This is a genomic window from Billgrantia lactosivorans, assembly GCF_003254665.1.
Taxonomy (GTDB): Bacteria; Pseudomonadota; Gammaproteobacteria; order Pseudomonadales; family Halomonadaceae; genus Halomonas; species Halomonas lactosivorans.
Genome location: NZ_QHGY01000006.1, coordinates 21,753 through 34,173 on the forward strand (window position 1 = coordinate 21,753; position 12,421 = coordinate 34,173).

The window sequence follows — 12,421 nt, forward strand, 5'->3', positions numbered from 1 at the left end:
CTTGACAGCCGGAATAACGAGTTTTTTTACGTATATACCGGCTGCTTCCATCAAGCATCCGTTAATTAAACGATTAGGAATATCTTTCGACGTCTTCCGTATCAGCCGGGCAGCTCCCAGGCCGGGAACGGATCGGATAGCAGTGTCCACCCCTCGGGCCCATCCGCCAGTTCGGCATCACCAAGCAAACAGGCATCCAGTGCCCGGCATATCCGCGCCGCATCGAGGTCCTGGCCGATGAAGACCAGCTCCTGGCGCATGTCGCCGAATGGCTCTTCCCACTGCGCCATGATGTAGCCACGGCTCTCCGGATCCTTGGGCCAGCGCGATTCGGGCACTGCCTTCCAGAACATGCCGGCGAAGCCATAGTGGGCGATGCCGCCCGCCTGGCTCCACTGCCCGGCGAACTGCGGACGCGTGGCGAGCCAGAAGAAGCCCTTCGAGCGCAACAGCTTGCCGCCGAACCAGTCGCCATGCAACAGCGCGTGGAACTTTTGCGGATGGAAGGGCCGCCTGGCCCGATAGACGAAACTCGAGATGCCGTACTCCTCGGTCTCGGGCAGGTGCTCACCGCGCAGCTCCTTGAGCCAGCCCGGCGCGAGCCGGGCCCGCTCGAAGCTGAAGCGCCCGGTGTCGAGCACCTTGTCGAGCGACACCCGCCCCTGCGTCATGGGAATCAGCTCGGCGTCGGGATTGAGCATGCGCAGCACGGCCTTCACCTCGGCCAGCTGCGCCCCGTCGATCAGGTCGGTCTTGCTGATCAGCAGCACGTCGCAGAACTCGATCTGATCGGCCAGCAGGTCGGCCACGTTGCGCCGGTCCTCCTCGCCCAGGCTCTCGCCCGCTTCGGCGAGGGATCGTGCCTCCTGATACTGGGCGAGAAAATTGGCACCATCGACCACCGTGACCAGCGTATCCAGCCGCGCCATGCGGGACAGGCTCTGCCCCTCCTCGTCCTCGAAGGTGAAGGTTTCCGCCACCGGCAGCGGCTCGGAGATCCCCGTCGATTCGATCACCAGATGATCGAAGCGCCCTTCGCGCGCCAGCCGGCTCACCTCCACCAGCAGGTCCTCGCGCAGGGTGCAGCAGATGCAGCCGTTGCTCATCTCCACCAGACGCTCCTCGGCGCGGTTGAGGGCCACCTCGCCCTCCTGGCCGCCCGGCCCGCCCCGCACCAGGGCGGCATCGATGTTGACCTCGCTCATGTCGTTGACGATCACCGCCACGCGGCGGCCCTCCCGGTTGGCCAGGATATGATTGAGCAGGGTGGTCTTCCCGGCACCGAGAAAGCCGGACAGGACGGTGACGGGCAGGGTAGTGCGAGTCATCACTGATCTCCTCGTAGCTTGCTGTAGTGGTGTTCGCGCATTTCCTGGCGCTCCTTGGCTTCCAGGCACAGCTCGGCCGTAGGTCTGAGCAGCAGCCGCGGCAAGCCGATGGGCTGGCCGGTTTCGGCGCAGAAGCCGTAGTCGCCCGCCTCGATGCGCCGCAACGCCTGGCGAATCTTGCGCAGCAGGCGGGTCTCGCGGTCGGCCTGGCGCAGCAGCAACCGCAGCTCCTCCTCCACGGCGGCGCGATCGAGCTCGTCGCCGCTGCGCTCGTTCTCGGCAATGGCCTTGCGCACCTCTTCCAGGTGCCCCTCCACCTCGGCCTGCTCGGCCAAGAGGCGCGCCTGAAAGAAGGTCAGCTGCTCCTCGTTCATGTATGCCTCATCGGGCATGGCCAGCAGTCGCTGCGCCTCGGGGTCGGCTAGCATGAGATCCTCTCCACAAATAAATATGTTATAACATAACACTTGAGCGAGACACAGCACAGGGCCTCGATGCCTGCCCGCCCCGCCGACAAGGCCGGGCAAGTCATTGCCCACCGGGCAAGATCTTGCCTGGAACGGGCAACTTATTGCCTAGCCTCACTTAGCCAAACAGAAGAGCAATCTTGCAACTCATTGTTTTGTATTACCAAACATAAGAACGGCACACATTCTGCTCTTGCTGAATCGTCCATCGGGACATCCATTCACATCGTCAAGGAGCAGACCATGCCGACTCCCTGCTATATCAGCATCGAAGGCCAGACCCAGGGCAACATCACCGCCGGTGCCTTCACCCCGGATTCCGTGGGCAACATCTACGTGGAAGGCCACGAGGACGAGATGCTGGTCCAGGAGTTCAAGCACGTCGTGACCGTGCCCACCGACCCGCAGTCCGGCCAGCCTTCCGGCCAGCGCGCCCACAAGCCGTTCGTCTTCACCGTGGCCCTGAACAAGGCCGTGCCGCTGATGTACAACGCCCTGGCCTCCGGCGAAATGCTGCCGAACGTCGAGCTGAAGTGGTACCGCACCTCCGTCGAGGGCAAGCAGGAGCATTTCTTCACCACCACCCTGACCGACGCCACCATCGTCGACATCAACCTGCGCATGCCGCACGCCCAGGATGCCACCAAGGCCGAGTTCACTCAGCTGATGGACGTCTCCCTGGCCTACCGCAAGATCGACTGGGAACACACCGTCGCCGGCACCTCCGGCTCCGACGACTGGCGCGCCCCGTCCGAGGCCTGATCGGCTCGCCCCCGCCCGCCGGCTCGCCGGGCGGGGGCGTGACGTTGGCAAGCCGACCCCTCGATCAACGCCGCCTGTCGATGGTCAGCGTCACCGAATAGCGGTAGTCGCGCTCCATCATGCCCAAGGAGCCTGGGCTCGAATGCGGTGTGGTCACCCGCAGGTACCAGGTGCCCGCCTCGAGCTGCCGCTCGATCCGGAAGTTGCTGTTACGCCCGCTGTTCCAGTCCCGCACCACGAGCTCGCCATCGACGTCGAGCAGCTGCCCGGCGGGCGCCACGGGTCCCGTATCGCCGGGGAAGGTATGGCTCTCGAGCACCACGCGGGCGGGGGCGTCCAGGGTGAAGGTGAAATAGCGATGCCCGGGCGACATGACCTCGTACGGCCGGCCGGGCTCCAGCTCGACGGCGCTGTCCCGCGGGTCGCCCATGCCGGCACAGCCGGCCAGCAGCAGGATCAAGGCAAGGGAAGAGACGAAGCGCTTCATGACAGACTCCTTTCCGGACAGGTCGGCCTACCTGCTCAGCCTAACCCCAACAGGCGCTGCGCGCCCAGCCAGATCAGGCGCAGTGCCAGCAGGGTCAGGGTCCACTTGAAGAAGGTATCGAAGCGCCGGTCGCTGACCCGGTGCAGCAGGCGCAGGCCCAGCCAGGTGCCGAGGAAGCCGGCCGCCACCATCGCCAGCATCAGCCATAGCCAGTCGCGAAAGACGAAGCCGGCAAAGCCGAAGATGAAGGCCTTGGTCAGGTGCTGCAGGGTCATGCAGGAGGCAAAGGTCGCCACCCGCGGCAGGCGCTCGCTCATGCCGAGCTTGATGAACGACGCCACCATCGGCCCGCTGGCGCCCACCAGGCTGGAGAGCAGCGTGGTCACGGCACCGGCGATCACGGTGCCGGTACGCCCCACCGCGCGCTGGGGCAGGCCCGGCCCCCAGCAGGAGTAGAGCACGAAGGCGGCGATGCACAGCTCGAGCACGCCGTAGGGCAGCCGGATCAGCAACCACGCCGCCACCACGGCCCCCACGATGACGCCAGGCAGGAAGGCGGCGACGGTGTCGCGGCGCACGTGGCGCCAGGTCATCGCCGCACGGCCGCCGTTGGAGCCGAGCTGCACCATGCCGTGCACCGGGATCAGCGCCGTGGCCGGCATCACCTGGGCCATGGCGATGATCAGCAGGGTGCCGCCGCCGATGCCCGCCGCCGCGGAGAGCGCCGAGGTGATCGCCGAGAGCAGCACCAGGCCCAGGTTGACTCCGGCCGACAGTGGCGAGAGCAGCTCCAGCATCAGCGAGGCCGACTCATGGCAACCGGCCCTCCTCGACGCCATGGCAGGCCACCTCGCTGCCGTCGCTGCGCGCGATCAGCCGCGGCACCTCGGCCTGGCAACGGGCGTTGGCGTGGGGGCAGCGCGGGTGGAAGGCGCAGCCCGAAGGCGGGTGCACCGGGTTGGGCACCTCGCCCTGGATCACGCTGCGCTCCTTGCCCACTCCCTCCAGCGACGGCACCGCGGCCAGCAGCATCTTCGAGTAGGGATGGTGCGGGTGCTCGAAGAGCTGCTCCGCCGGGGCGATCTCGGCGATGCGCCCCAGGTACATCACCGCGATGCGGTCCGACATGTGCTTGACCACCGCCATGTCGTGGCTGATGAAGAGATACGTCAACCCGTACTCGTCCTGCAGGTCGCGCATCAGGTTGAGGATCTGCGCCTGCACCGAGACGTCGAGCGCCGAGGTCGGCTCGTCGCAGATCATGAACTCCGGCTCGTTGGCCAGCGCCCGGGCGATCGAGATGCGCTGGCGCTGGCCGCCGGAGAACTCGTGCGGATAGCGGTTGGCATCCATGGCCGACATGCCCACCTGCTCGAGCAGCTCGCCCACCCGGCGGCGGCGGTCGGTGCTGCTCATCTCGGGGCGGAAGAAGCGCAGCGGCTCGCCGATGATGGTGCCCACTCGCCACAGCGGGTTGAGGCTGGCGTAGGGGTCCTGGAAGATCATCTGGAAGCGCTTGCGCACCCCCGCGGCCTGGCGTCCGGTGCGGCTGGCCAGGTCGCTGATGTCCTCGCCGTCGAACGTCAGCCTGCCACGGGTGAGGCCGTAGAGCCCCACCACCAGCCGCGCCACGGTGGACTTGCCGCAGCCCGACTCGCCCACCAGCGACAGCGTCTCGCCGCGGCGGATGGAGAAGCCCACGCCGTCCACTGCCCTGAGCGTCAGCCGTTCGCTGCGCTCGATGACCCGGTTGAGCCAGGGCTTGGAGACGTCGAAGTAGCGCGCCAGGTCCTGGGCTTCGAGCAGGATCTCGCCCTGCGCCGCCGGGCTCGCCGGTTTCACTGCCGTATCAGCGCACATGGCTCACCTCCTGTCCTTCCAGGTCCAGCCTTGGCGGCAGCGGGTCGACCGGGTCGTGCAGCCAGCAGGCGGCGCGGCTGCCGCCGGCCGGCATCAGGTCCGGCCTCTCGTCGCGGCAGCGCTGCTGGGCGTGGGGGCAGCGCGGGTTGAAGGCGCAGCCTGGGGGAATCGCCGCCAGCCGCGGCATGGCGCCCTCGATCTGGTAGAGCCGCTCGAGGCGTCTGGCGATACCGGGGATCGAGGCCATCAGCCCCTTGGTGTAGGGGTGCTGGGGGTTGCGCACCACCTCGTCGACCGGACCGATCTCGATCAGCCGGCCGGCGTACATCACCGCCACGCGATCGGCGGTCTCGGCGATCACCCCCATGTCGTGGGTCACCAGCATCACCGCGGTGCCGTGATCGGCGCACAGCCGCTTGAGCAGGGCGAGGATCTGCGCCTGCACCGAGACGTCGAGGGCGGTGGTGGGCTCGTCGGCGATGATGAACTCGGGGCGCGCCGCCAGCGCCAGGGCGATCACCACGCGCTGGCGCATGCCGCCGGAGAACTGGTGCGGGTAGCTGTCGAGGCGGCTCTCGGGGGCCGGTATGCCGACCTCGCGCAGCAGCCTCAGCGCCTCCTCGCGGGCCTCGCGCTCGCTCATCGGCAGGTGGGCGCGGATCGTCTCCACCAGCTGGTCGCCAATCGAGAACAGCGGGTTGAGGCTGGTCAGCGGGTCCTGGAAGATCATGCCGATATGGCGGCCGCGCAGCGGCACGAACTGCTCTTCCGGCAGGTCGTCGATACGCTTGCCCGAAAGATGCACTTCGCCCGCGGCGATGCGTCCAGGGAGCTCGAGCAGCCGGATCACGGCGTTGCCGGTCATCGACTTGCCGGCACCGGACTCGCCCACCACGCCCAGCACCTCGCCGGGGGCGATGTCGAAGGAGACGTCGTCGAGCGCCACCAGGGTGCCGTGGCGGGTGGGGAACTCCACCCGCAGATGGCGCACGGAGAGTACCGGTTCCTGCGCCGCGGCAGTAGGCTCGTGGCCGATGCCAGCGCTTTGGTTAACGGAGCTTGGGGTTGAGGACATCACGCAACCAGTCTCCCAGCAGGTTGACGGAGAGCGCCAGCAGCAGCAGCGCCATCCCGGGGAAGAGCAGGATCCACCACTCTCCCGAGAACATGTAGTCCTGGCCCACCCGGATGAGGGTGCCCAGGCTCGGCTGGGTGGCCGGCATGCCGACCCCCAGGAACGACAGCGTAGCCTCGGCGATGATCGCCAGCGCCAGGCCGATGGTGCCGATCACCAGCACCGGCCGCAGCACGTTGGGCAGGATGTGCTGGAACAGGATCTTGCGCGCCGGCAGGCCGATCACCCTGGCCGCCTGCACGTACTCCTTGCTCTTCTCGACCATGGTGGCGCCGCGCACGGCGCGGGCGTACTGCACCCAGTCGGAGAGCCCGATGGCGATGATCAGCACGATGATGGCCACCTCGGCGTGCATCGAGCGTGGCAGGAAGCCGCGGATCACGCCGAAGATCAGCAGCGCCATCAGGATCGACGGGAAGGTGAGCTGGACGTCGGCGATGCGCATGATCAGGGCGTCGCGCCAGCCGCCGCGGAAGCCCGCCAGCAGGCCCAGGGCGGTGCCCAGCACCAGGGCGAAGATCACCGCGGCGAAGCCCACCAGCAGCGAGATGCGCGAGCCGTAGAGAATCGCCGAGAAGACGTCGCGGCCCTGGCTGTCGCTGCCCAGCAGGTAGAAGTTGCCGGTGAAGTCGGAGGTGGTCATGGGCGGCGCGAAGGCGTCGATCAGCTCCAGCTGGCGCGGATCGAACGGGTTCTGCGGCGCGATCCACGGCGCGAACAGCGCCGCGGCGAACATCACCAGCGTCACCAGGGTGGCGAGTATCACTACCGGCTGGCGCTTCCACGAGTAGACGATGTCGCTGTCGAGGAAGGTGCGCCACTTGCTCGGCTTGGGCGGCACGACGGGCGCCGTGTCGTTTCGGGTCTGGACATCCTGGCTCATTTGCCACCTCCCTGCACGCGCAGCCGCGGGTCGACGGCGTAGTAGAGCAGATCCACCACCAGATTGATGACCACGAACACCAGCGCGATCATCATCAGGTAGGCGGCCATCACCGGCACGTCGACGAAGCGCACCGCGGTGATGAACAGCGCCCCCACGCCGGGCCACTGGAACACCGTCTCGGTGATGATGGCGAAGGCGATGATGGTGCCGAGCTGCAACCCGATGATGGTGATGACCGGGATCATGGTGTTCTTCAGCGCGTGGCGCAGGTTCACCACCCGCTTCGACAGCCCCCGCGCCCGGGCGAACTTGATGTAGTCGGTACTCAGCACCTCGAGCATCTCGGCGCGCACCAGGCGCATGATCAGGGTGAGCTGGAACAGCCCCAGGGTGATCGCCGGCAGGATCAGCGAGCGCAGGCCGCTCGCCGTCAGCAGGCCGGTGGTCCACCAGTCGCCGAGGCGCACCGTCTCGCCGCGCCCGAAGGCCGGCAGCACGCCGAGCTCGACGGCGAAGACATAGATCAGCAGCACGCCGATCAGGAAGGTGGGCAGCGACACGCCGATCAGCGAGGCGGTCATGATGAAGTTGGCCAGCCAGCTGCGCCGGCGCAGCGCGGTGTAAATGCCCAGGCCGATGCCCATGACCACGGCGAAGATCGCCGAGATGATCGCCAGCTCCAGGGTGGCGGGCAGCCGCTCGAGGATCAGGTCGGTGACCGGGCGGGCCGAACGGTAGGAAATGCCGAACTCGAACTGGGCGGCATTGACGACGAATTTCCAGAACTGCACCACCACCGGCTGGTCGAGGCCGAGCTGGGCCCGCAACGCGGCGCGGTCGGCCTCGGTGGCCTCCTGGCCGAGCATGTTGAGCACCGGGTCGCCGACGTAGTGGAACAGCGAGAACGAGATGAGCGCGACCACGAACATCACGAAGATGGCCTGCAGCACGCGCTGGATCAGAAACGCTAGCATGGGATCACCAAATAACGACGATACCCCTGGCCGCTTTTGACGGCCAGGGGTCGTGTCTAGTCAGACTTACTGATTGAACTTGAGATACTTGAAGTGCGGCGTGTTCTCGCTCTGCACCTGGAAGTCGATGTCGTCGCGCATCGACCAGGTCAGCATCTGGTGATGGATCGGGATGTAGAGGATCTCGTCGTGGACGATCTCCCACGCCTCGGCGATCATCTCGTTGCGCGCCTCCTCGTCGATCTCCTGGCCCATCGCCACGGTCAGCTCGTCGATCCGCTCGTCGGAGTAGCCGGTGAAGTTCCACGAGCCGCGGTCGCCGTCCTTGGTGTGGTAGAGATAGTTGAAGATGTACTCGGAGTCCATGGTGGGCACGCCCCAGCCCAGCAGGTAGAAGTCGTACTCCTCGCGGGCCAGCTCGGCGAAGTGCAGCGAGCGGGTCTGGGCCTCCAGGTCCACGGTGATGCCGATGCGCGCCAGCATGCTGACCACCGCCTGGCAGATCTGCTCGTCGTTGACGTAGCGGTCGTTGGGACAGTTCAGCGTGACGCGGAAGCCGTCGCCGTAGCCGGCCTCTTCCATCAGTTCCTGGGCGCGTGCGGTATCGGCCTCGAGAACCTCGTCCATCTCCTCGCTGTAGCCGTTGACGAACGGCGGCGCGATCATCCCGGCCGGCTGGGAGTTGCCGCGCATCACCGCGCGCTGGATGGTGTTGGCGTCCACCGCCAGGTTGATCGCCTCGCGAACGCGGCGGTCGGCGAAGGGATTGTCGTCGGTGTCGGCGGTGCGCAGCTCGGCCGAGCCCATGTCCATGCCGAGGAAGATGGTGCGGTTCTCGGCGCCCTGCTCGTTCTTGATGCCGTCGGCTTCGGCCAGGCGCTCGATGTCCTGCACCGGGGTCTCCTGCAGGAAGTCGACCTCGCCGGAGAGCAGCGCCGCCACGCGGGTGGACGCCGACTCGATCGGCGTGAACACCAGGCGGCTGATCTCCATCGGGTAGTGGTCGATGCCCCAGTAGTCATCGTTGCGCACGAACACGGTACGTACGTCGGGCTCGCGGCTCTCGACACGGAACGGACCGGTGCCGTTGGCGTTGCGCACGGCGTAGGTCTCTTCGCCGGCGGCATAGTTCTGCGGCTCCTCGACGCCGTGCTCCTCGGCCCACTCGCGGCTCATGATGAACAGGTTGGTGAAGTTGTTGGGCAGCAGCGGGTTGGGCTCGCTGGTCTCGACCTCGACGGTGTAATCGTCGACCGCACGCACCTCGGCGATGGAGGTGAGCAGGCCGCGCATGTCGGAATTTTCATGACGCGCGCGATTGATGGAGAACACCACGTCGTCGGCGGTAAGCGACTGGCCCTCGTGGAAGGTCACGCCCTCGCGAATCTTGAACACCCAGACGGTGGGCTCGTCCTCCTTCACGCTCCACTCGGTGGCCAGGCCCGGCTGGTACTCGACGTCCATGTCCTGGTAGATCAGGGTGTCGAAGATCTGGTGATTGACCGAGTGGGTCGGCCCCTCGTTCTGCGAGTGGGGGTCCATGGTCAGGCTGTCGGCGGAGCGGGTCCAGCGCAGGGTTTCAGCATTCGCGGCGGTGGCCAGCATGGCGCCGATCACGGCAGTGGCCAGAAGGGTCTTCTTGGGTAGCATCTTGTTATGTCCTCAATCAAGCGTTTGATGGGCAGTCGCCCTGGAGAGGTTTCTCCCATACCTTAGTCAAGAAAGCCAGAATTACCTTAGGAAGTCTTTTCAGCGTTGTTTCGACTGTTGGCAGTTGCATTTACGGTATCGAGACCGATTCTTGGCAAACCACTCGGCCAGTTTCGCCTCGCCGACAATAGACGCAACTACTGATGCAAGCGGGAGAGAGCCACCCATGACACTGCTGACGACCCGGGTCGCCCCGGAATGGGTCGACTACAACGGGCACATGAACGATGCCGAGTACGCGAGGGTGTTCTCGCTGGCGGTGGATACGCTGATGGAGGGGATCGGGCTGGATGCCGAGGGGCGCGCGCGCCTGGATTACACGCTCTTCACTCTGGAGACCCATCTCTGCTACCGGCGCGAGGCCCACCAGGACCAGGCGCTGGCCGTCGAGGTGCTGCTGCTCGACCGTGACGCCAAGCGGCTGCACGTCTTCTTCACGATGCGCGACGACGCCGGTGAGGCACTCGCCACCAGCGAGCAGATGCTGATGGGCATCGACACGGGAATCCACCGCCCCGCGCCTTTCCCGCCTGCGGTCGCCGAACAGATCGACGCCCTGCCGCGAGCCGAAGCCGCCGCCTGGCCGGAGGCGGCCGGGCGGCGTATCGGCATTCCGCGGCGTTGAGGAAAGGTCCCGACACCTTCACCGGCGCAGTTCTCCGCAAACGAGACACGGCTGAACACTAAATTGACACAAGTGTACACTCCCATCTACTGTTGTTGGATATACAACAACAGGGAGTCCCGAGCATGGCCAACGACCCGCTGCTGCAGCCCTTCCGGCTCAAGCACCTCACCCTCAGGAACCGGCTCATGCTGACCTCTCACGAGCCGGCCTACCCTGAGGACGGGATGCCCAAGGCGCTCTACCGCGCCTATCACGTCGAGCGGGCCAAGGCCGGCCTGGGCCTGACCATGACCGCCGGGTCCGCGGCGGTGGCCAGGGACAGCCCGCCGGTGTTCAACAATATCCTCGCCTACAAGGACGAGGTGGTGCCGTGGATGCGAGAACTCGCCGACGCCTGCCACGAACACGGCACCGCGGTGATGATCCAGCTCACCCACCTGGGCCGGCGCACCCGCTGGGACAAGGGCGACTGGCTGCCGGCGGTATCGGCCTGCCATCGCCGCGAGCCGGCCCATCGCGCCTTCCCCAAGCAGGTCGAGGAGTGGGACATCGAGCGCCTGATCCGCGACTACGCCGACGCCGCCGAGCGCATGCACGCCGCCGGCCTCGATGGCATCGAGCTGCAGGCCTACGGCCACCTGATGGATCAGTTCTGGTCGCCGTTGACCAACACCCTCGAGGCCCCCTATGGCGGCGATCTGGACCACCGGCTGCGCTTCACCTTCGACGTACTGCAGGCCATTCGCCAGCGGGTCGGTAACGAGTTCATCGTCGGCGTGCGCTATACCGGCGACGAGATGCTGGAAGGCGGGCTCACGGCCAGCGACGGCATGGCGATATCGCGGCGCCTGAAGGAGAGCGGCCTGATCGATTTCCTCAACGTGGTGCGCGGGCATATCGACACCGACGCGGGTCTCACCGACGTGATCCCCATCCAGGGCATGCCCAGCGCCCCGCACCTCGACTTCGCCGGCGAGATCAAGCGCCAGGTCGACTTCCCCACCTTCCACGGCGCCAAGATCCAGGACGTCGCCACCGCCCGCCATGCCATCGCCTCGGGCAAGGTCGACATGATCGGCATGACCCGCGCCCACATGGCCGACCCGCACATCGTGCGCAAGATCGTCGAGGGGCGCGAGGAGGAGATCCGCCCCTGCGTCGGCGCCAACTACTGTCTCGACCGCATCTACCAGGGCGGCGCCGCCTACTGCATCCACAACGCCGCCACCGGGCGCGAGACCACCATGCCCCACACCATCCCCAAGGCAGCACAGCAGCGCCGGGTGGTGATCGTCGGCGCCGGACCCGCCGGGCTCGAGGCCGCCCGCGTCGCCGGCGAACGAGGCCATGACGTGGTGGTGCTGGAAGCGGCCAGCGATGCCGGCGGTCAGGTACGCCTCACGGCGCAGAGCGAGCGCCGCCGCGAGATGATGGGCATCATCGACTGGCGCCTGGCGCGCTGCGAGGCGCTCGGCGTCGAGATCCGCTACAACGTCTGGGCCGAGGTCGAGGACGTGCTCGCCGAGCAACCGGACGTGGTGATCGTGGCTACCGGCGGCTACCCCATGGAGGACCAGCCAGCGGTGGGGCACGACCTGGTGGTCAACACCTGGGATATCCTGTCGGGCCACGTGGCGCCGGGGAGCCGCGTGCTGCTGTTCGATGATGCCGGCGATCATGCCGCCATGCAGGCGGCGGAGATCATTGCCGCCACCGGGGCCGAACTCGAGATCATGACCCCGGACCGCACCTTCTCGGCGGAGATCATGGCCATGAACCTGGTGCCCTACATGCGCGCCCTGCAGCGACCCGACGTCACCTTCACCCCCACCTACCGGCTCAAGTCCGTGGAGCGGATTGGCGGCGAGCTGCTCGCCAGGATCACCAGCGACTACGTCTCTCCAGGCAAGCAGGACCTGGACCAGGAGCGGCGCATCGACCAGGTGGTGGTCAACTATGGCATCACGCCGATGGCCGACGTCTATTTCGAGCTCAAGCCGCATTCGAGCAACGGCGGCAAGGTAGACTACGATGACCTGATCGCCGGCCGGCCCCAGGCGGTCGTACGCAACCCGCAAGGCCGCTTCCAGCTGTTCCGCATCGGCGATGCCGTCGCGTCGCGCAATACCCATGCGGCGATCTATGATGCTTTGCGGCTGGTGAAGGATATCTAAACGGAGACAA

12 protein-coding genes are annotated in these 12,421 nt (G+C 66.6%); 3 read left to right on the plus strand and 9 right to left on the minus strand.

What is annotated here, in order from left to right:
• Positions 1–101: 101 nt before the first annotated feature.
• Together zigA and dksA are read right to left on the minus strand one after the other, a co-directional pair.
• On the minus strand, positions 102–1,328 hold the full coding sequence (gene zigA / locus DIS04_RS13680; protein ID WP_111414345.1) for a zinc metallochaperone GTPase ZigA: 1,227 nt from the start codon (positions 1,326–1,328) through the stop codon (positions 102–104).
• Positions 1,328–1,756, minus strand: a complete 429-nt coding sequence (gene dksA, locus DIS04_RS13685) for an RNA polymerase-binding protein DksA (protein WP_111414346.1) — start codon at positions 1,754–1,756, stop codon at positions 1,328–1,330. The genes zigA and dksA overlap by 1 nt, the downstream gene beginning before the upstream one ends.
• A gap of 282 nt (positions 1,757–2,038) precedes the next feature.
• Here dksA and DIS04_RS13690 point away from each other — a divergent pair, with 282 nt between their 5' ends.
• Entirely contained in the window at positions 2,039–2,557 is a 519-nt protein-coding gene (locus DIS04_RS13690; protein WP_111414347.1) for an Hcp family type VI secretion system effector, read from the plus strand.
• Positions 2,558–2,621: 64 nt separating this feature from the next.
• Here the strand turns inward: DIS04_RS13690 and DIS04_RS13695 are convergent, their stop codons facing one another.
• From DIS04_RS13695 to DIS04_RS13725, 7 genes are all read right to left on the minus strand, one after another.
• Complete coding sequence (locus DIS04_RS13695; RefSeq protein WP_111414348.1) at positions 2,622–3,044, minus strand: hypothetical protein; 423 nt, start codon at positions 3,042–3,044, stop codon at positions 2,622–2,624.
• Between the two features lie 35 nt (positions 3,045–3,079).
• Positions 3,080–3,883: a sulfite exporter TauE/SafE family protein gene (locus DIS04_RS13700; protein ID WP_245904569.1), complete on the minus strand. Its 804-nt coding sequence runs from the start codon at positions 3,881–3,883 to the stop codon at positions 3,080–3,082.
• Positions 3,855–4,904 (minus strand): ABC transporter ATP-binding protein, encoded by a 1,050-nt coding sequence (locus tag DIS04_RS13705; RefSeq protein ID WP_111414350.1) that lies wholly within the window; start codon positions 4,902–4,904, stop codon positions 3,855–3,857. Before DIS04_RS13705 ends, DIS04_RS13700 begins: the two co-directional genes overlap by 29 nt.
• Positions 4,894–5,895, minus strand: a complete 1,002-nt coding sequence (locus DIS04_RS13710) for an ABC transporter ATP-binding protein (RefSeq protein WP_179951277.1) — start codon at positions 5,893–5,895, stop codon at positions 4,894–4,896. The genes DIS04_RS13705 and DIS04_RS13710 overlap by 11 nt, the downstream gene beginning before the upstream one ends.
• 58 nt (positions 5,896–5,953) lie before the next feature.
• Complete coding sequence (locus DIS04_RS13715) at positions 5,954–6,922, minus strand: ABC transporter permease (RefSeq protein ID WP_111414351.1); 969 nt, start codon at positions 6,920–6,922, stop codon at positions 5,954–5,956.
• Positions 6,919–7,899, minus strand: a complete 981-nt coding sequence (locus DIS04_RS13720) for an ABC transporter permease (RefSeq protein ID WP_111414352.1) — start codon at positions 7,897–7,899, stop codon at positions 6,919–6,921. Before DIS04_RS13720 ends, DIS04_RS13715 begins: the two co-directional genes overlap by 4 nt.
• Before the next feature lie 66 nt (positions 7,900–7,965).
• Entirely contained in the window at positions 7,966–9,549 is a 1,584-nt protein-coding gene (locus DIS04_RS13725; RefSeq protein ID WP_111414353.1) for an ABC transporter substrate-binding protein, read from the minus strand.
• Positions 9,550–9,775: 226 nt separating this feature from the next.
• Between DIS04_RS13725 and DIS04_RS13730 the strand changes: the two genes are divergently transcribed.
• A complete protein-coding gene (locus tag DIS04_RS13730; protein WP_111414354.1) occupies positions 9,776–10,234 on the plus strand; it encodes a thioesterase family protein in 459 nt (152 codons plus the stop codon).
• Between the two features lie 125 nt (positions 10,235–10,359).
• A complete protein-coding gene (locus tag DIS04_RS13735) occupies positions 10,360–12,411 on the plus strand; it encodes an NADH:flavin oxidoreductase (protein ID WP_111414355.1) in 2,052 nt (683 codons plus the stop codon).
• Positions 12,412–12,421: the final 10 nt, after the last annotated feature.